The sequence below is a fragment of the Bradyrhizobium sp. Ai1a-2 genome (assembly GCF_000426245.1).
In the GTDB taxonomy this organism is placed as follows: domain Bacteria; phylum Pseudomonadota; class Alphaproteobacteria; order Rhizobiales; family Xanthobacteraceae; genus Bradyrhizobium.
The window spans coordinates 52,584-70,847 of record NZ_AUEZ01000039.1; the positions used below are offsets into that span (position 1 = coordinate 52,584).

The 18,264-nt window shown below is 63.9% G+C and carries 17 protein-coding genes; 9 read left to right on the forward strand and 8 right to left on the reverse strand.

Annotated features, from left to right (window positions below; all coding sequences use genetic code 11):
* Window positions 1-114: 114 nt before the first annotated feature.
* Entirely contained in the window at window positions 115-1,203 is a 1,089-nt protein-coding gene (locus K288_RS0123770; protein WP_343208305.1) for a universal stress protein, read from the reverse strand.
* Window positions 1,204-1,251: 48 nt separating this feature from the next.
* Between K288_RS0123770 and K288_RS0123775 the strand changes: the two genes are divergently transcribed.
* The 3 genes from K288_RS0123775 (at window position 1,252) to glk (ending at window position 4,211) form a co-directional block, all read left to right on the forward strand.
* Window positions 1,252-1,707: a CBS domain-containing protein gene (locus tag K288_RS0123775; RefSeq protein WP_027581815.1), complete on the forward strand. Its 456-nt coding sequence runs from the start codon at window positions 1,252-1,254 to the stop codon at window positions 1,705-1,707.
* Between the two features lie 105 nt (window positions 1,708-1,812).
* Window positions 1,813-3,216 carry a GH1 family beta-glucosidase gene (locus K288_RS46365; protein WP_043160535.1) on the forward strand — a complete coding sequence of 468 codons (1,404 nt, stop codon included), beginning with the start codon at window positions 1,813-1,815 and terminating at the stop codon, window positions 3,214-3,216.
* A 26-nt stretch (window positions 3,217-3,242) separates the two neighbouring features.
* The gene (gene glk / locus K288_RS0123785) at window positions 3,243-4,211 is read left to right on the forward strand and encodes a glucokinase (RefSeq protein ID WP_027581816.1); all 969 of its coding nucleotides are present in this window, start codon (window positions 3,243-3,245) and stop codon (window positions 4,209-4,211) included.
* 79 nt (window positions 4,212-4,290) lie between these two features.
* On the opposite strand, the gene K288_RS46370 is transcribed toward glk, so the two are convergent.
* The 3 genes from K288_RS46370 to K288_RS0123805 form a co-directional block, all read right to left on the reverse strand.
* Window positions 4,291-5,418 carry an SbmA/BacA-like family transporter gene (locus K288_RS46370; RefSeq protein ID WP_084799710.1) on the reverse strand — a complete coding sequence of 376 codons (1,128 nt, stop codon included), beginning with the start codon at window positions 5,416-5,418 and terminating at the stop codon, window positions 4,291-4,293.
* A 121-nt stretch (window positions 5,419-5,539) separates the two neighbouring features.
* Window positions 5,540-5,890: a RidA family protein gene (locus K288_RS0123800; RefSeq protein WP_027581817.1), complete on the reverse strand. Its 351-nt coding sequence runs from the start codon at window positions 5,888-5,890 to the stop codon at window positions 5,540-5,542.
* 65 nt (window positions 5,891-5,955) lie between these two features.
* Window positions 5,956-7,614, reverse strand: coding sequence for an FAD-binding dehydrogenase (locus tag K288_RS0123805; RefSeq protein ID WP_027581818.1), 1,659 nt, complete (start codon window positions 7,612-7,614; stop codon window positions 5,956-5,958).
* Between the two features lie 277 nt (window positions 7,615-7,891).
* Between K288_RS0123805 and K288_RS0123810 the strand changes: the two genes are divergently transcribed.
* The 5 genes from K288_RS0123810 (at window position 7,892) to K288_RS0123830 (ending at window position 12,172) form a co-directional block, all read left to right on the forward strand.
* Window positions 7,892-8,356, forward strand: a complete 465-nt coding sequence (locus K288_RS0123810; RefSeq protein ID WP_027581819.1) for a hypothetical protein — start codon at window positions 7,892-7,894, stop codon at window positions 8,354-8,356.
* 240 nt (window positions 8,357-8,596) lie between these two features.
* Window positions 8,597-8,761: a hypothetical protein gene (locus tag K288_RS0123815; protein WP_244443229.1), complete on the forward strand. Its 165-nt coding sequence runs from the start codon at window positions 8,597-8,599 to the stop codon at window positions 8,759-8,761.
* 21 nt (window positions 8,762-8,782) lie between these two features.
* Window positions 8,783-9,373, forward strand: a complete 591-nt coding sequence (locus K288_RS0123820; protein WP_027581821.1) for an SCO family protein — start codon at window positions 8,783-8,785, stop codon at window positions 9,371-9,373.
* Between the two features lie 176 nt (window positions 9,374-9,549).
* On the forward strand, window positions 9,550-10,470 hold the full coding sequence (locus tag K288_RS0123825) for a transporter substrate-binding domain-containing protein (RefSeq protein WP_027581822.1): 921 nt from the start codon (window positions 9,550-9,552) through the stop codon (window positions 10,468-10,470).
* 61 nt (window positions 10,471-10,531) lie between these two features.
* Window positions 10,532-12,172 carry a lysine--tRNA ligase gene (locus tag K288_RS0123830; RefSeq protein WP_027581823.1) on the forward strand — a complete coding sequence of 547 codons (1,641 nt, stop codon included), beginning with the start codon at window positions 10,532-10,534 and terminating at the stop codon, window positions 12,170-12,172.
* A gap of 232 nt (window positions 12,173-12,404) precedes the next feature.
* Here K288_RS0123830 and K288_RS0123835 read toward each other — a convergent pair whose 3' ends face one another.
* Both K288_RS0123835 and K288_RS0123840 read right to left on the reverse strand, forming a co-directional pair.
* On the reverse strand, window positions 12,405-13,160 hold the full coding sequence (locus K288_RS0123835) for a carbonic anhydrase (RefSeq protein ID WP_027581824.1): 756 nt from the start codon (window positions 13,158-13,160) through the stop codon (window positions 12,405-12,407).
* A 174-nt stretch (window positions 13,161-13,334) separates the two neighbouring features.
* Complete coding sequence (locus tag K288_RS0123840) at window positions 13,335-14,267, reverse strand: 2-dehydropantoate 2-reductase (RefSeq protein WP_027581825.1); 933 nt, start codon at window positions 14,265-14,267, stop codon at window positions 13,335-13,337.
* A 237-nt stretch (window positions 14,268-14,504) separates the two neighbouring features.
* Here K288_RS0123840 and K288_RS0123845 point away from each other — a divergent pair, with 237 nt between their 5' ends.
* Window positions 14,505-15,287 (forward strand): class II aldolase/adducin family protein, encoded by a 783-nt coding sequence (locus tag K288_RS0123845; RefSeq protein ID WP_244443230.1) that lies wholly within the window; start codon window positions 14,505-14,507, stop codon window positions 15,285-15,287.
* Between the two features lie 144 nt (window positions 15,288-15,431).
* On the opposite strand, the gene K288_RS0123850 is transcribed toward K288_RS0123845, so the two are convergent.
* A complete protein-coding gene (locus K288_RS0123850; protein WP_027581827.1) occupies window positions 15,432-16,643 on the reverse strand; it encodes an NAD(P)/FAD-dependent oxidoreductase in 1,212 nt (403 codons plus the stop codon).
* 159 nt (window positions 16,644-16,802) lie between these two features.
* On the reverse strand, window positions 16,803-18,212 hold the full coding sequence (locus K288_RS0123855) for an MFS transporter (RefSeq protein WP_043160528.1): 1,410 nt from the start codon (window positions 18,210-18,212) through the stop codon (window positions 16,803-16,805).
* Between the last annotated feature and the right edge of the window lie 52 nt (window positions 18,213-18,264).

The window sequence follows — 18,264 nt, forward strand, 5'->3', positions numbered from 1 at the left end:
TAGGCGGCGCAGACAGGCGCAGGCTGTAACCCGGATGGAACGCAGCACAATCCAGTGCGCTGACGCTCGCAATGACGGACGGCAAGATGGCGGAGCTTGATGCCGGCCGAAAGATCAATGCGACATCAGCGTCGGCACCGTCATGCTCTGGAGCATCTCGCGGGTGACGCCGCCGAGCAGCCGTTCCTGCAGCCGCGAATGCCCGTAACCGCCCATCACCAGCAGATCGAGGCTTTCGTCGGCCGCCACGGAGAGGATGGCCGGTTGGATTTCGGAGTGTGCGGCCGGGAACGCCACGACCCTGGCCGGCAGTCCAAGCCGCGCCAGATGCTCAACAAGGCGCTGTGGGCTTGCTTCCTCCGGAATCGCCGCTGGATTGCCGAGGGAAATGATCGTGAGCGCGTCGGCGTACCGCAGCAGCGGCATGGCGTCCCGCAGCGCACGGCCGGCCAGGCGGGTGCCGTCCCAGCAAATCCCGATGCGCCGTGCCGCAAATGCGCCGCGGAAGGTATAGGGCATGAACAACACCGGGCCGCCTGACTGGAACAGGATCTCCTGCGGCACGTCGTTGTCGAACGTATCGCGTCCGGGTTCCGGCTGCAGGACGACGGTCAGATCATGAAGTCGGGCGCTGGCACTGGCAATCGCCATCGCCTGGCCCGGCGTCGCGCTCATTGTGCGGCAGGTGTACGCTATCCCTGCGTGCTTTGCCTGAACCTCGAACACGCGCATCGCGGCCTCTGCGCGTTCAAGCGCACGCTGCCGGGTTTCTTCAACGATCAAGGCGACCGCAGCGCCGCCGGCCGCGGCGATCGGAACATTGGCGGTCTCGTAGGCGACCGCCAGCGCATCCAGGTGGGCGCCGTATGCCATGGTCAGCAGCACGGCCCCGTCAATGACCGGCCGCGCCGGACGTTCGGAAGGGATGAGCACCAGCAGGTTCTTGAACATCGTCATTCTCCCCCACAATTGGTGGCGATCGGCAAACTGAACACAATCATAAGAGCACACCGGCCGATCGGTGTATTGATCCAGGTCAGACGGCACCGTCGTCATTTTGACGCACATCAAGGCCGGGCTGGCGCACCGGTGCACGCTAGAGCTGCGGTTCTGATTGAACCAGAACCGAAGTTCCGGTTTCTTGTCCTGATGTGTTTTCTTCAGGCGAACCGGCGCCCACCCTCGGATCAGGTCCGAGGGCATGCTTCGTTCGAAAACGCTCTAGCGACCAAAGCTTGTTGGAGAGAAACAATGCTGGCAACGGATGTCATGCGAACCTGGTTCGCCACCATAAAGCCGAACGCGCCGCTGCTCGATGCCGTCCACCTGCTCCTGGAGACCAACCAGCGTGGCTTGCCGGTGATCGACGACGACGGAGCCTTGGTCGGCATCATCTCCGAGGGCGATTTCCTCCACCGTCAGGAACTGGGCGTGACCGGCCCAGCAGGGTTCTTGCTGGAGTGGCTGGTCGGAAGGGCGGAAGGTCATCACATGCGCGAGCGGACGCAGGGGCTGCAGGTCGATGCCGTCATGACGCGGGATCCTTTGCGGGTGGATGAGACGGCGACCGTCGACGACATCGTCACGCGGATGGACACGCACCAGATCTCGCAGGTGCTGGTGGTCCGCGACGGCAAGCCCATCGGAATCGTCGGCCGTACGCAGTTGCTCAGCGCGCTCGAACGTTGTTTGAGCCGGCAACAGTGACGAAAGCGGTTGGCGCCGGCGGAGATTGATCCGCATCAAGCAGCGCCCAGGAAATGCATCCAGTGTGAATTCGTACACGAGTTTACGCAGGGGATGCATGAAGCCATGGCTGAGGATGGTTCCGGGGATCGCGGGCGGGCGCCCGCTTCAAGACCCGCTTTTGTATGGGGTGTCTCGACATCGAGCTTTCAGATCGAGGGTGGGGCGCAGGCGGATGGCCGGGGCGACAGCATCTGGGATGCCTTTTGCCGGCAGCAAAATCGCGTCAGCAATGGCGACACCGGCGATGTCGCATGCGATCACTATCACCGCTACGCCGAAGATGTCGCACTGCTGCGCGACATCGGCGTTGACGCGTACCGCTTCTCGCTGTCGTGGCCTCGAATTCTGCCGCGCGGCCGCGGCGCCGTGAACGAGGCGGGCCTGGCCTTCTACGACAGGCTGATCGATAGGCTGCTTGCCGACGGCATCGATCCCTGGATTTGTCTCTACCACTGGGACCTTCCGCAGGCGCTCGACGATCTCGGCGGCTGGACCAACCGGGACATCGCAGGCTGGTTTGCCGACTATGCGGCGCTCGTCGCCCGTCGCTATGGCGACCGCGTCAGGCGGTTCGCCACGTTCAACGAACCCTGCGTGTTCACGCTGTTCGGCTATGGCTTTGGCTGGCACGCGCCCGGGATCGCCGACCGGACCGCGCTCCACAAGGCCATCCACCACGTCAATCTGAGCCACGGCGCCGCGGTCGATGTCTTGCGGGATGCGGTCCCTGAAGTCTCGGTCGGCGCGATCCACAACCGGCAGCCATGCTTTCCGTCCGGAACCAGCAAGGAGGACCAGGAAGCGGCGCTGGCCTTTGCCGACTACTGGAATGACGCCTTCCCGTTGCCGCAGCACTTCGCACGCTATCCCGCCAAGTTGGCCGAGGCGATCGAGCCGTTCCAGAAACCCGGCGACATGGCGCTGATCGCGCGGCCGGTCGATTGGTTCGGCTTGAACCATTACTCGCCGCACTACATCAAGGCGGACCCCGGCAACGTGATCGGATGTTCGTTCGGCCCCGCGCCCGCCGACGTGCAGCGGACCTCGATCGGATGGACCATTGTTCCCGATGCCTTCCGCGACACGCTGCTCGATATTGATGCGCGCTTCCGCCTGCCGATCTATGTGCTCGAGAACGGCACGGCGGCCGACGACAAGGTCGATAACGAAGGGCACGTCCAGGACATCGGCCGGATCGCCTATCTGCAGGCCTATACCTCGGCCATGCAGGAGGCGATTTCGGCCGGAGCGGACGTCCGCGGCTATTTCGTGTGGTCGCTGCTCGACAATTTCGAGTGGACCGCGGGCTATTCGCAGCGTTTTGGCCTGGTCTACGTCGATTATCCCACGCAGCAGCGGATTCCCAAAGCCTCCGCGCAGTGGTACTCGGACCTCATCGCCGCTGCCAGGCGGACGCCGGTTGGAACCGGCAGACAGATGACGGACGTCGTCGCGGCGAAAGGATGACGCGCAGCTCGACAGGAACGGAGTCAATGACCGGGACCAGCCAAGCATTGCTCGCCGACATCGGCGGCACCAATGCGCGTTTCGCGCTCGTCAGGGGTGGTCAGATCGGCCCCATCGAACACGTCAAGGTCGCCGACTATCCGACCTCGGCGGAGGCGATTGCCGCCTTCCTTGCCCGCCACGCGACGGGCGGCGCTACCACCGCGGCGATCTTCGGCATCGCGGGGCCGATCGAGAACAACCGCGTGGTGCTGACCAACAGCCCGTGGATGTTCGATGCGGCCAGCCTGCGCCAACAATTCGCTTTTGCGGCCGTGCACCTCCTCAATGATTTCGAGGCGCTGGCCTGGTCGCTGCCGGCACTCGGCGCTTCCGACCTGGTGTCGCTCGGCAGCCGAACTCCGGTCGCCGGTGCTCCCATGCTCGTGGTCGGTCCGGGGACCGGCTTTGGCGCGTCCTGCCTGGTTCCGTCGAGCAAACCGCCGGTGGCTATTGTCACCGAAGCCGGCCATGCCACCTTGCCGGCGACGTCGGAACGGGAGGAGCGGGTGATCGATCACCTGCGCGGGCGCTTCGGTCACGTCTCGATTGAACGTGCGCTATCCGGGTCCGGCCTCACCTATCTCTATGATGCCCTGAACGCCATCGACGGCGCCGGCGCGCCCGCGCGCGACGCGGCGTCGATCACGCAGGCTGCGCTTGACGGCAGCTGCGCGACGAGCCGGGCGGCGCTCGACATGTTCTGCGCGATGCTTGGCATGGTCTGCGGCAATCTGGCGCTGACCTTCGGCGCCCGCGGCGGCGTCTTCATCGCCGGCGGCATCGTGCCCCGTTTCGTCGACCATTTGGCTGCATCGGGTTTTGGCACGTGCTTCGCCAGCAAGGGCCGGTTCGAAGCCTATCTGCGGGAGATTCCAGTCCATATCATCACCCGGCCTGACGTCACTTTCGTCGGGCTCAGGGCGTTCTTCGAGACGAACGTCGCGGCGGCATAGATTCGCTTCACCTGTCCCGCAAGCGGGAGAGGGAGCGCAGCTTCATCGCGGCTGCGCCTCAATCTGATCGGCTCACGATCTACGGAAGCGGCTCGACCGCCGCGATGGCATCACCGGGCTTTGCCGCGATCGGTCGCGTGTCGCCACTGAGTCGGTCGAGCGACAGCAGCAATCCGCCGACGCGTTCGAGCGACGAAACCCAATCGGCGAGACGGCTGTAATTGTCGACGAGCCAGTTGAAGGAGCTTTGCACCAGCGTGAAGGCGGCGGCCGCTTGTGTCAGTTCGCCGAGTGTCATGGCGCCGGCTAAGAACTTCGGCGCGCACAGGATGAGCCCGATGATCGGGGCGAGCAGCGTGTTGCCGTGCGACACCAGCGTCGTCCGCATCAATTGCCAGCACAGATAGCGCCATTGGGTCAGCACATTCTGCAGCGCGCCGCGCAGGCCGCGCTCGACGTCGGCTTCCTTCAGCTCCGGCACCACCCCTTCGCCGAGGTCGCGCAGCAGGTTGGCGGCGTTGATCAGTTCGGCCTCGGTCTGGTTCTTGATCTGGATGATGCGCGTCAGCGGCGAGCCGACCAGCACCATCACGGCGGTGACGCCGCCCGAATAGATGATGACGCTGCCGACGAGATAGCCGGGGATCCAGATCTGGTGGCCGAACAGGTTGAACTCGGCATTGCCGCCGGTCGTCCAGAGCACCTGGAGGAAGATGATCGCCGTGAGCAGCGACGACACCAGGCCGAGCGCAAAATCGATCGGTGCATCGGTCGCGACCCGGGCGTCCGAGGCAATGCGGTATTCCGGAATGGTCTGCTCATCTTCGACGGTCAGGCGGGCGTAACGCTCATGATCGATCCAGTAGTCGATCAGGTGCGTCGTCATCCATTCGCGCCACTTGCGCTGCACGGTCATGCGGCCCCAGACCGACGTCACCGCGAGCAGGATACTCGCGCCCGCCAGCGGGATCAAAAGCAGTACCTCCGCGTGCAGCCGCTCCGGGCTGCGCGATTCCAGCGCGTTGAAGAAATCGCGATTCCAGTAGTTGAGCCGAAACTGCACGTAGAGCTGCAGCACGACGACGCTGACCAAGAGGGCGCAGAGCAGCCAGATCCGCCACGATGCCGGCGAGAGCCAGAAACCCGAGGCGCTCTCCCAGAATCGATGCCACCGCTTCTGCCGGATGTCGCGATTGTCGATCATCATTTTATGATCGAACTCTAGGTCGTATCGCGGGTCTGCGATTGATCTTGCGCAAACTCCGGCCAATGCGGCGATGCCGGCCGCATCGCAACGGCCGGCATCGCCATTCTCGTGCAATGCGCGTTTACTTCGCCGCGGTCACCATGATCTCGACATTGTATTGCGGCGCCGCCAGCTTGGCCTCGACGGTGGCGCGTGCCGGCGTGTTGCCCGCCGACACCCAGCCGTCCCACACGGCGTTCATCTCGCCGAACGTCTTCATGTCGGTGATGTAGATCGTCGTCGTCAGCAGCTTCGATTTGTCGGTGCCGGCCTTTGCCAGATGGCCATCGATGATCGAGAGGATCTCCTGGGTCTGTTTCGTCACGCTTTCACCGGCCGTCTTGTTGGCGACGACCCCGGCCAGATACACCGTGTTGCCATGCACGACGACCTGGCTCATCCGCGGCCCGGTTTCAAAACGCTGAATGGTCATATTGTTCTCCCGTTGATTGGCGGGTGACTACCTAGCGCAGCGGTCAAGCTCTGGCGAGTCGCGATTTATCCCACCGCCTTCGCCGCGGCGCGGCCCGCGTTTCGTCCCGAGAACAGGCAGCCGCCCAGGAAAGTCCCCTCCAGCGAGCGATAGCCGTGCATACCGCCGCCGCCGAATCCTGCGGCTTCGCCGACGGCGTAGAGTCCCCGGATGATCTCGCCGTCACTCCCGAACACGCGCGCATCGAGATCGGTCTCGAAGCCGCCGAGCGTCTTGCGGGTGAGGATGTTGAGCTTCACCGCGATCAGCGGTCCATGCGCGGGATCGAGGATGCGGTGCGGCGCGGCGGTGCGGATCAGGCGGTCGCCAATATATTTGCGCGCATTGTGCAGGTTCATCACCTGCGCGTCCTTGACGTAGGCGTTGGCGAGCTCGCGGTCGCGCGCTTCGATCTGGGTTCGGATCTGATCGAGCTTCAGCAAATTGTCGCCGGCAAGCTGGTTCATCGCCGCGATGAGATCCTCGAGCCCGTCGCGCACGATGAAATCGACGCCGTTTGTCTTGAACGCTTCCACCGGCGCCGGCGCGCCCTTGTTGGTGGCGCGCCTGATCGTCATGCGCCAGCTCTTGCCGGTGAGATCCGGGTTCTGCTCGGAGCCCGAGAGCGCGAACTCCTTCTTGATGATGCTCTGGGTCAGGATGAACCAGGAATAATCATAGCCGGTGCTCATGATGTATTGCAGTTGTCCGAGCGTGTCGGAGCCGGGAAACAGCGGCGCCGGCAGCCGCCGTCCGGTCGCGTCGAACCACATCGATGACGGTCCCGGCAGGATGCGGATGCCGTGCTTCGGCCAGATCGGATTCCAGTTCTGGATGCCCTCGACGTAGTGCCACATCCGGTCGCGGTTGATCAGCCGCGCGCCGATCGCTTCGGTGATGCCGATCATGCGGCCGTCGACGTGTTCGGGCACGCCGGAGATCATGTGCTTCGGCGGCTCGCTAAGCCGCTTCGGCCAGTTCTGCCGCACCAGGTCATGATTGCCGCCGATGCCGCCGGAGGCCACGATCACGGCTTGCGCGCGAAGTGAGAACTCGCCGACCACATTGCGCGAGGTGCTCTTGCCGCGCTCCATATTGGTCGGCTCGAGGATCGCGCCTGTGACGCCGTCGACGGCGCCGTTCGTCACCGACAGCGCATCGACGCGATGGCGGAACTTGAAGATCAGCCTGCCGCTCTTCTCGGCCTCGCGTGCGCGGCGCGCGAACGGCTCGACGATGCCGGGCCCGGTGCCCCAGGTGACGTGGAAGCGCGGCACCGAATTGCCGTGGCCCATCGCGTCATAGCCGCCGCGCTCGGCCCAGCCGACGATTGGAAACAGCCGATGGCCCATCGCGCGCAGCCAGCCGCGCTTTTCGCCTGCGGCGAAAGCGACGTAAGCTTCCGCCCAGCGCCGCGGCCAATGGTCTTCGTCGCGATCGAAGCCCGCCGTTCCCATCCAGTCCTGCAGCGCGAGCTCGTAACTGTCCTTGATGCCGAGCCGGCGCTGCTCCGCCGAATCGACCAGGAACAATCCGCCGAATGACCAGAACGCCTGGCCACCGAGCGATTGTTCGCCTTCCTGCTCGACCACGATGACGCGTTTTCCGGCATCGGTAATCTCTGTGGCGGCAACAAGGCCTGCCAAACCCGCGCCGACCACAATGACGTCTACATCCTCAGCCATTTCTTTCTCCCCCAAGTTCCCCGCGAATGAGACCTGTGCGTTCGCGCGCGGTCAATGGCCGATGGGGAGCTTGCTTGTGGCGGCTCTGCCGCGAGGACACGGTAAGGTTGTTCCGGTATGGGACCTTTCATCAAACTGCAGCGTGCGCGCAACACTCGATTTGAATTTGTTTCGACCGACCCGTGACGGCTGGACAAAAATCCGGTCCCGCAACACGCTGGCCAAAGTCTTGCATCACTAGACCAACTACAGATTCGATATTCGACTGGGGCAGGCCATGAAGTTCATTACGGGGTTGCTCGCGGCGGTTCTCCTGCTGGCGGGTATGGGGGCTTCACATGCGGTGGTGCGGATCGCCGACGATCGCGGCGGCAGGATCGGCACCTATGTCGACAGGTATCAAAGCCTTCGCAGTTCCGGCGAAACCGTCATCATCGATGGTCTCTGCGCGTCGGCCTGCACCATCGTCCTCGGCGCGGTTCCACACAGTCGGATCTGCGTCACTTCCCACGCCAATCTCGGTTTCCACGCCGCCTGGGATTTCGGCGCCAACGGCCGCGCCATCACCAATCCCGAAGCGACCCAGATGCTGTACTCGATGTACCCGGCGCCGATCCGCCGCTGGATCGCCTCGCGAGGCGGCCTCACCCCGCGGATGATCTTCCTGCGCGGCAAGACCCTGCAGGCCATGTTCAGGCCCTGCTATCTTGACGCCCAGGCCTCGGCCAGTCGGCCGCGCTAACGGTTCACCTTCTCGTTGCTTTGCGGGAAGGGCCGTAGCCCGGGTGGAGCGGAACGCGCAACCCGGGGGCCGCTGTGTCAACATTTGCGAGCGGCCCCGGGTTACGCTGACGCTCCACCCGGGCTACGGCCCTGCAGCACTCCGCATGATCTGACGACGCGGTGCAGCATTGCGCTTGCCGGCCGGCGGAACCGGGCTTATCTCAAGACCATGGTTCAGCCGGTTTCCGCCTCGCAAGGAATGACCGCACCTGTCTCGGCACAGGGCAAGGTGGCGTCCGTCATCGCCTGGAGTGCGGCGGGCTTGGGCGCGCTGATGGTGCTGGGCGCGGCCGCGCTCTGGTTCCATTACGGCACGACGGTGTTCTTCGAGACCATCGCGGCCGGCGTCTCGGCTTGTTTCTGAGCCGCTAAGAGGAATTTTTTCATGGATCGGACCACCCGCCCGCTTGTGATCGTGGCCGCCTTCGCCGGCAGCCTGGCGGTCGGGCTATTGCTGTTGTTCTGGACCATGGGCGGCTTGCGCAGCATGAGCACGCCGGCGGCGATCGGCGGCCCGTTCCAACTCACCGACCAGGTCGGCCAGACCGTCACCGACAAGAGCCTGAAGGGCAAGCCGACCCTGATCTTCTTCGGCTTCACCCATTGCCCCGACGTCTGCCCGACCTCGCTGTTCGAGATTTCCGAAGTGCTGCGGGCGATGGGCACGGACGCCGACAAGGTGAACGCCTATTTCGTCTCGGTTGATCCGGAGCGCGACACCGCGGCGGCGATGAAGGACTATCTGTCCAGCTTCGACCCGCATCTGAAGGGCCTCACCGGCGACCCTGATGCCATCGCCAAGGTGCTGTCGGCCTACCGCGTCTATGCCAAGAAAGTCCCGCTGAAGGACGGCGACTACACCATGGACCACACCGCGCTGATCTATCTGATGGACCGCGACGGCAAGTTCGTCTCGCCCTTCAACCTCAAACGCTCGCCGGAAGAGGCCGCGGCCGACCTCAAGCGCTACCTTTGAATCGCCACTAGAGCGTTTTCGAGCGAAGTGGATACCGGTTCGCGTGAAGAAAACGCGTCAAATCAAGAATCTAGAGCTTCGGTTCTGATTCAATCAGAACCGAAATGCTCTAGGCCCTCGCATCATGCCCCGGATGGTCTATAAGCCCCTCCAATTCCGCAACATTGCCCGGCCAAATGCCAGATCAGACCGCCTCGCTCGACATCTCCCGTGCTATCCGCGCCATCGCCGGATGGCTGGTTGCAGCGGCGTTGGCTGTCTGTAGCAGCGCGGCGATCGCACAAACCCCGCAGCCGCAAACCCCGCAGCCGAAGCCACCTGTCGAGGCGGCGCCGCAGGCGGTGCCCGGTTTCTGGGATCCGCGGCGGCGGCCGGAGCGGCCGGACCTGTCGCGCCTCACCGTGATCCGTTTCCTGACCGAAACCGATTATCCGCCGTTCAACTTCACTGGCCCCGACGGCAATCCGGCCGGCTTCAATGTCGACCTGGCGCGGGCGATCTGCGACGAGATCAAGGTCACCTGCACCATCCAGATGCGCCGCTTCGAGACGCTGGTGGACGCGCTCGCCACCAACCGGGGCGATGCCATCATCGCCTCGATGGCGGTGACGCCGCAACTGCGCACAAGGGTCGATTTCTCCGATCCCTATTACCGCGCGCCGGCCCGCTTCGCGTCACGGCGCGACACCGTGCTGCCGGAAGTGCGGCCGGAATATCTGGAAGGCAAGAAGGTCGGCGTCGTCGGCGGCACCGCGCACGAAGCCTATCTGAAGGCGATGTTCACCGACGCCGAGGTCCACGCCTATCCCAATGACGATGCGCTCAGGCAGGCGCTTCGCCGCGGCGAGGTCGATTTCATCTTCGGCGATGCGATCGCGCTCGCGTTCTGGATCAACGGCACGGATTCGGCCGAATGCTGCGCCTTCTCGGGCGGCCCCTTCGTCGAGAGCCGCTTCTTCGGCGAGGGCGTCGGCATTGCCGTGCGCAAGGGCAACGACCTGCTCCGGCAGGCGTTGAACTGGGCCCTGTTCCGGCTCTGGGAAAAAGGCCGCTACACCGATCTGTGGCTGCGCTATTTTTCCGTCAGCCCGTTCTGACGCCGTCATTTTGCATTTTGCTGCAGAGGCCGTTAGTTTCCGCGGCCTTGGAGACCCCCTGATGTCCGTGATTGACCTTGCCGCAAGCCCGAGCGACCTGCGTGCGCTCGCCGAACAATCCAACGCCTGGCCGTTCGAGCAGGCGAAAGCGATTGTCGCGCGGCTGAAAAAAACTCCGAAGGACGAGGTCCTGTTCGAGACCGGCTACGGCCCGTCCGGCCTGCCCCATATCGGGACCTTCGGCGAGGTCGCGCGCACCACCATGGTGCGCCACGCCTTCCGCGTGCTCACCGAGGACAAGATCAAGACGCGCCTGCTCGCCTTCTCCGACGACATGGATGGCCTGCGCAAGGTGCCGGACAATGTCCCGAACAAGGAACTGCTGGAGCAGCACCTCGGCATGCCGCTGACGAAGGTGCCGGATCCCTTCGGCACGCATCCGAGCTTCGGCGAGCACAACAATGCGCGGCTGCGCGCTTTCCTGGACCAGTTCGGCTTCGACTACGAATTCGCCAGTTCGACCGACTACTACACCTCGGGCCGCTTCGATGCCGCGCTGCTTCGGATGCTGGAGCGGATCGAGAAGGTGATGGCGATCATGCTGCCCTCGCTCCGCGAGGAGCGCGCCGCGAGCTATTCGCCGTTCCTCCCGATCTGCCCGCGTACCGGGCTCGTGCTCTACGTTCCCGTCACCGCGCATGACGCCAAGGCCGGCACCATCTCGTATGAAGACCCCGAGACGAAGGAGAGCGTCACGGTCCCTGTCACCGGCGGCCGCTGCAAATTGCAGTGGAAGCCGGATTGGGCGATGCGCTGGTATGCGCTCGGCGTCGACTATGAGATGGCCGGCAAGGACCTGATCGATTCGGTGAAGCTGTCGGGCAAGATCTGCACCGCGCTCGGCGGCACGCCGCCGGAAGGCTTCAACTACGAGCTCTTCCTGGACGAGAAGGGCCAGAAGATCTCGAAGTCGAAGGGCAACGGGCTGACGATCGACGAATGGCTGCGCTATGCCTCGCCGGAATCGCTGTCGCTGTTCATGTACCGTGAGCCCAAGGCGGCAAAGCGGCTTTACTTCGACGTCATCCCGCGCAATGTCGATGAATATCAGCAGTTCGTCGACGCCTTCCCGCGCCAGGAAGGCCGGCAGCAATTGCAGAATCCGGTCTGGCACATCCACTCCGGCCATCCGCCGAAGGTGGACATGCCCGTCACCTTCCAGCTTCTCCTGACGCTGGTGTCGTCGTCGAATGCGGAGAATGCCGACACGCTGTGGGGCTTCATTGGCCGCTATCGTCCGGGTGTGACGCCACAAACGCATCCGAAGCTGGATGCAATGGTCGGCTACGCCATCAACTACTACCGCGACTTCGTTGCGCCCACGAAGCAATTCCGCGAGCCGACGGAAAGCGAGCGTGCCGCATTGCAGGATTTGCGCGATGCGCTGTCCAACATGCCGCCGGGCTCGACCGCGGAGGATATCCAGAACGTGGTCTACGAGATCGGCCGCCGCGAGCCGTTCCTCGATCCCGTGAAGAAGGGCAAGGACGGCCGCCCTGGCGTCTCGCTCGACTGGTTCAACATGCTCTACCAGGTCCTGCTCGGCCAGGAGAAAGGCCCGCGCTTCGGCTCCTTCGTCGCGGTCTACGGCATCCAGAACGCGGTCAACATGATCGACGGCGCTCTGGCAAGGTCGTCGTAGAATGGCATGCCTGCCGTGGCGGGGGTGGGGCGAAGCGCAACCCGGGGGACCTTCATGGGCCGCAACTTCTTCTGCCCCGGATTACGCTTCGCTCTATCCGGGCTACGCGACTGGCTTGTTTCTCGTAGCCGCGTAGTAGAATGCGTAGGGTGGGCAAAGCGCAGCGTGCCCACCACTCCTTGCAGCGCTCTTGATGGTGGGCACGCTGCGCTTTGCCCACCCTACGACTGGCTCAGCTCGACTGCAGCACGTAGCGGCGATTGTCCTGTTGTACCGGGCGTGCGTTCATCGGATAGAGCTTGGCGAAGGCTGCGACATCGGCTGCCGCGACCTGGATCGGGTCGGTCAGCACCAGCCATTCGACAACTTCCGAACAGGGCGGCGTCGTCAACGAGCCGGAGTAGCGGTAATAGCCGAGCTTCGCCGGCAACAGCGCGTTCGGATAGATGCTGCCATCTGCCTTCACCGCCGGTCCCTCCTTCGCGGGCATGGTGGCGACGATCTTGCCGAAGCTCGCATTCGCCTTGCCTTCCTTCATCAGCACGCCGATCACCGCCAGCGCGCCGGAATCGGCGCGATGGACGAAATGCGCCTCCATCGGAAAATTCTTGCCGCCGACCAGATGTTCGCTCGGCCGGTGGAAATGAAGCTGCACCAGCTTGTAGGTGGTATCGCCGAGCTTGAGCGTGCTGCCCTCGGCGAAGTTGAGCTGAATGGTGTGCCCGTTGTTGACGATGGTGTCGGCGGTCTTGCCCCAGGCAAGCTTCAGTGCCGGCAAACGCGACTTGATGGGCGAAGTAATGTCGATCGGCGATTGCTGCGATCCAACAGCGCACGCTTTGCTGCCGGTGTCCAGCTCGCCCCATTTGCCCGGCCCTGCCTCTCCCTCATAACCCCAGTGTACGCCTTCCGCGGCAAGGCCGGTGGTTGTGCAGAGCGGGCAAACTGCAAGTCCGGCCAGTGCTTTCAGTAAATGTCGACGGTCCAAGTGAGCCCCCAGGGTTTGACGAAGGATTCTGCAATATCCGATTCCAGGTAAACGTCAGGTTGCAAATGGTGGCGCGGCAATGACAGCCGAGGTCGTAGGGTGGGCAAAGCGCAGCGCGCCCACCATCACGAGCAGTGCAAGGAGCGGTGGGCACGCTACGCTTTGCCCACCACCCTACCGCTTCGCATCGCGTAGCCCGTCGCTGGTCGCGCGCAGCAGGGTCAGCAAGAGGCCGTTGAGCGGCGTCGCCACGCCATGTCGTTCACCGGCCGCGACGATCGCGCCGGTGAGCGCGTCGGCTTCGAACGGCCGGCCGGCGAGGCGATCGAAATACATCGAGGTGCCGGCGTCGGGCGGATAGGTCAGCAGCGTCGCCAGCATTCGCTTGGCCTCATCTGCCTCGAGGCGAGCGCCGTCGGCGCGTCCGACGGCAACAGCTTCTTCCAGGATGGCAAGGCACAGCGCCTTGACGTCCTCGCGTCGGAACACCGCCTGTCGCAGCAGGGTCAGCGCGGTGATCGGATTGGCGACCGCGTTGATCAGGAGCTTTCGCCAGGCGAGCGTAGTGAAGTCGTTGCTGCGTAGCACCCGCATGCCGGTTCCTTCGAGCAGGGTTTCGAACGCCCGCCCGTCCGCATCGTCTGCGACGGTGAACTCATAGTCGCCGGCACGTCGGAAGCGAACGCGATCCGGCGCCAGCCGCTCGCCGTTGTAATAGACGAGCGTGGGCACGATCGACGCGTGCCCGGCCAGGGGCGCCAGCCGCTCCTTGTGCCCGATGCCGTTCTGCAGGACCGCGACCCGCGTGTTGGCGCCGCAGAGTTTTGCAAGCCACGGTGCGCCTGAAGGCGTGTCCTGCGCCTTGGTGCAGAACAGCACCCAGTCGACTGGCATGGCCTGCTGCGGATCGGTCAGGGCGCGAAGCGGAACATCGATTGTGCCTTCCGCTCGCTCGACCACGAGACGATCGAGCGGCCGCCGGACGCAGGCGACGACCTCGTGCCGGTCGGCCGCGCGCAACAGGCCGGCGATGATGCCGCCGATGCTTCCGAGGCCGACGACGGCAATGGTCTTGCGATCAGGGTTTCTTTCAGTGCCAGCAGTCATCCGTGACGGGTCTCCTCATTCCCACTGTAGGGCGAACATTGCCGGCTTTGCCAATGCAAACTGTGTCGACCCGCGTTGTTCTATCCAAAACATGCTGCCATCTGCCGCCAGTGAGCCATGCGCGCTCCGCGAAATCGGGATGGTTGGTGTACGGTAATTTCAATCGGAGCGACGGCAATTTGAGTTAGACTGCCGCGATAACAAGCCGCCAGCACAGGCGTGCAAGGGAGGATCAACATGCAGTTCAGGGTTTCACCGGATACGCTTACCGATCAGGGCGCCGCAGAGTGGCAGGCCCGCGTCGATCTCGCCGCCGCGCACCGGCTCGCCTTCATCCAGGGTTTCAGCGAGGGCATCTTCAACCATCTGACCCTCGTGGTGCCCGGCAGCAGCGACCGCTACTACCAGATTCCATTCGGCACGCACTGGTCGGAGGTGACGGCTTCCTGCTTCATGGAAGTCGGCATCGACGATGCCGAGATCAAGCGCGGCGAGGGCGAGGTCGAGCGCTCCTGCTATTGCATCCACGCCCCGATCCACAAGGCGCTGCCGCAGGCGAAGGCGGTGTTTCACACCCACATGCCGTTTGCCAGCGCGCTGACCCGGCTCGAGGATCCCCGCATCAAGGAGATCGGACAGACCGAAGTCGGGATGGCCGGCGAGATCGCCTATGACGAGGAATATACCGGCCCGGCGCTCGATCCCGCCGAAGGCGCGCGGCTCGCAACGGTGATCGGCGACAAGACGATCCTGTTCATGGCCAACCATGGCATCTCGACCGTCGGCGAAACCGTCGCGGAGGCCTATGACCGGCTGTATTACATCGAGCGCGCCGCGCAGGTGCAGATCTACGCGATGTGGACCGGACAGCCACTGAAGAAGCTGCCTGCTCCCGTGGTCGAAAAGACGATGCGCGATATCGGCGGCACCAGCCTCTACAAGGGCCCAAGCCCGGCGCAGCGACACTTCGATGCGCTGAAGCGCATGCTGGACCGCAAAGAGCCAGACTACGCGACGTAACGTTAGGCGTACGCGATACTGCATCCAAGCCGTCATTGCGAGGCGCGAAGCGACGAAGCAATCCATGTCTCCGCGAGTGGAGGCATGGATTGTTTCGCTTCGCTCGCAATGACGGCGTCGTCGCGTTCTTGAAAGGCCGCGCCCCTACGATCGCACGGCCGGAGGCGCCTGCGGCGTTGGTGCGCCCGCCGCTAGAATCTCTGCACGATTGCCGGTCCGCGGCGGATAGATCCGCACGTGATTGATCGTCTGCTTGGTCAATTTCGCAGCAGCCCCGCTGGTGCGCACCTGGCGGTCCCATCCTTCCGTGTACAAGGCTCCCCACGCGCCGAGGTCGAGCACGGTGACATACCAGTCGATATGAATCGGCAGCATCGGCTGCCCGAACAGGTCGGCCACGACGTTGTGGCCTGCGAAGCGCCCCATCGGTCGGGCGAACTGGCAGGACATCACGGAGGGGCGGACGCCATCCACGAAACTGCAGGCGACGTCGCCGGCAGCAAAGACATTCGCTGCACCGGTCACGCGCATGAACTGATCGACGATGACGCGACCATATCGGTCCCGTTCAACATCAAGCGTCTCAGCCAGCGGACTTGCGCGCATGCCCGCGCACCACACGACCGTCTGCGTGGGAATGATCTCTCCTGAGCTGAGTACGATCGCGTTCGGCTCGACAGCGGCAACCTTTACGCCCAGGCGCGTTTCGACGCCGGCCGCCGACAGCGCCTCGTTGATGACCGGGCGCGCGTTATCGCCGATCGTGACGCCAACCGCGGGGTTGGGGTCGATGAGAATGATGCGTCGCTCGCCGGTTACGCCGGCGCGATCGAGCTTGTCCGGCATCTCGGTCACGACTTCAATTCCGGTGAAACCGGCGCCGACCACGACCACTGTGGCGCGCGCTTCCGATGGCGCCTCTTCGCCGAGCGCCGCGAGATGCGCGTCGAGCCGGACTGCCGCCGCATAGGTATCGACGTCGAAGCCGTTGGCGGCGAGGCCGGGAATCGCAGGCCGCGACAGTTCGCTGCCAAGCGCCAGAACCAGCCGATCGTAAGTCAAGATCTCCGGGCCGTCGCTCGTTGCAACCGTCACCTGTTGCTTGACCGGATCAATCGCCTGCACCTCGGCAACCCTGTGCGCGACGCCGATAGGGTCCAGCAGTCCGGCAAGCGGGATCGCCGCCTCGCTCAGGTCGACCTCGTAATTGCGGACGCGGATGTTGTGGTAGGGATTGCGGTCGATAACAAGGATCTCGACCTCGGCGGATTGCCCGATCTCATCGAGCTTGCGCGCAGCGCCAATGGCAGCCCAGAGGCCGGCAAATCCCGCACCGAGGACAATAATGCGCGCCATTTCCCCTCCGAGCTCCGTCAGTGAGATTGTCCTGAACCGGCGCGGCAATCAAGCCGGGCGAGCCGGCGCATTTCCCCTGTCGGGGCGCGTACCCATAAATCGGTTACTTGACCGTGCGGCGCTCGTGGGAGCGGCTCGAAGAGCCGAGACCGCGGATGCCTAATCTTCCCTAAGCCGCTCGCCCTCGCGAGTGCTGCCGCGCCGGCCGGCCGGCGATATCCTGAGCACGCTCAATGTTGCGCCAAGCAGCGCGAATCCCACGCCTGTGAACAGCGCGAGCTGGGTGCCGCTCGTCGGATCGCGATTGAGACACAGCGCGGCGAGCGTTGCGCCGGTCGTCATACCGAGCCCGCGCGCGATGCCTTGCATTCCACTCGCGCCACCCGAACGTTCGCGTGGTGTGGCGGCAATCATGGTGCGATTGTTGGGAGTCTGGAACATGCCGAACCCCGCGCCGCAGAGGAGCATACGCCAGACCACGTCGAGCAGTGTGGGATGGTCCGGAATCATCGCGAGTGCGCTGAGACCGATCGCCAGCAGGACCAGGCCGACGCCACACAGCAGGCCCGCCGAATAGCGTTCGACCAGATGTCCAGCGATTGGCGCGGCAATAGCGACGCCGATCGGCCAGGGCGTGACCATGAGACCGATCTCGACCGCCGAATAACCGAAACGAGTCGCGAAATAGAATGGAATCGCGGTGAGCGCCAGCATCTGACTGCAAAAGGAGGCGATCGAGGTCGCGGCCGATAGTGCCACTACGGGAATGCGCAAGAGATCGATGGGCAGCAGCGGCGAAACCGTATGTGTCTGCCGGTAGACCAGCAGAACGCAGGCGACTGCCGCGACGAAAAATTCCACCAGACAGACCGGCAGGGCCACGCCATGTCCTGCGCAGTCGATGGCGGCGATGCCGAGGCCGAATGTGACGGCGCTAAGGACAGCGCTCGGCCAATCGAACTTGTGCGCTGCGGGCTTCGTGTGCGGCAGTGAGCGTACGCCCAGCATCAAGATCAAAAGCCCAAGCGGAACGTTGACGGCAAACAAATAGGGCCAGGTAGCGACCGACATGATGCCGGCGGCGACCGTAGGGCCGACTGCCGAAGACGTCGCGACCACCATCACATTGAGTCCGAGGCCGCGGCCGAGCTGGGCTCGCGGATAGATGAAGCGGACCAGCGCCGTATTGACGCTCAGCAAGCCGGCCGCGCCGAAACCCTGCAGGATACGGGCCATGGTGAGCAGCGGCAGCGTGTGCGACAGCGCGCAGATTGCGGACGCTGTTGTAAACAGAGCAAGTCCCGCCAGATAGACGCGTCTATAGCCGGCGATGTCGCCGAGCGAAGCGAGTGGAAGCAGCGAAATTGTGATCGCTAATTGATAGCCGTTGATGATCCAGATCGAGAGGGCGGGGCTCGCGTTCAGATCCTTGGCTATAGTCGGGAGCGCGACATTGACGATCGTGCTGTCGATCACAGCCATTACAAGCCCAAGCGCAATCGTCAGGATCGCTAGGTAACGCTGTGCTGAGGGTAGGCCGTCGACATGTTCAGTGGTGCGAGATGCCAGGAGAATAGCGATTGACCTCGTTGGAACGATTTTGTTCTAGGCTAGGGCTTCT

Excerpts from the sequence above, each read along its gene's own strand:
- K288_RS0123770 (WP_343208305.1), bottom strand. The coding sequence starts at position 1,203 with ATGCCCTCGGACCTGATCCGAGGGTGGGCGCCGGTTCGCCTGAAGAAA.
- K288_RS0123775 (WP_027581815.1), top strand. The coding sequence starts at position 1,252 with ATGCTGGCAACGGATGTCATGCGAACCTGGTTCGCCACCATAAAGCCG.
- K288_RS46365 (WP_043160535.1), top strand. The coding sequence starts at position 1,813 with ATGGCTGAGGATGGTTCCGGGGATCGCGGGCGGGCGCCCGCTTCAAGA.
- glk (WP_027581816.1), top strand. The coding sequence starts at position 3,243 with ATGACCGGGACCAGCCAAGCATTGCTCGCCGACATCGGCGGCACCAAT.
- K288_RS46370 (WP_084799710.1), bottom strand. The coding sequence starts at position 5,418 with ATGATGATCGACAATCGCGACATCCGGCAGAAGCGGTGGCATCGATTC.
- K288_RS0123800 (WP_027581817.1), bottom strand. The coding sequence starts at position 5,890 with ATGACCATTCAGCGTTTTGAAACCGGGCCGCGGATGAGCCAGGTCGTC.
- K288_RS0123805 (WP_027581818.1), bottom strand. The coding sequence starts at position 7,614 with ATGGCTGAGGATGTAGACGTCATTGTGGTCGGCGCGGGTTTGGCAGGC.
- K288_RS0123810 (WP_027581819.1), top strand. The coding sequence starts at position 7,892 with ATGAAGTTCATTACGGGGTTGCTCGCGGCGGTTCTCCTGCTGGCGGGT.
- K288_RS0123815 (WP_244443229.1), top strand. The coding sequence starts at position 8,597 with ATGACCGCACCTGTCTCGGCACAGGGCAAGGTGGCGTCCGTCATCGCC.
- K288_RS0123820 (WP_027581821.1), top strand. The coding sequence starts at position 8,783 with ATGGATCGGACCACCCGCCCGCTTGTGATCGTGGCCGCCTTCGCCGGC.
- K288_RS0123825 (WP_027581822.1), top strand. The coding sequence starts at position 9,550 with ATGCCAGATCAGACCGCCTCGCTCGACATCTCCCGTGCTATCCGCGCC.
- K288_RS0123830 (WP_027581823.1), top strand. The coding sequence starts at position 10,532 with ATGTCCGTGATTGACCTTGCCGCAAGCCCGAGCGACCTGCGTGCGCTC.
- K288_RS0123840 (WP_027581825.1), bottom strand. The coding sequence starts at position 14,267 with ATGACTGCTGGCACTGAAAGAAACCCTGATCGCAAGACCATTGCCGTC.
- K288_RS0123845 (WP_244443230.1), top strand. The coding sequence starts at position 14,505 with ATGCAGTTCAGGGTTTCACCGGATACGCTTACCGATCAGGGCGCCGCA.
- K288_RS0123850 (WP_027581827.1), bottom strand. The coding sequence starts at position 16,643 with ATGGCGCGCATTATTGTCCTCGGTGCGGGATTTGCCGGCCTCTGGGCT.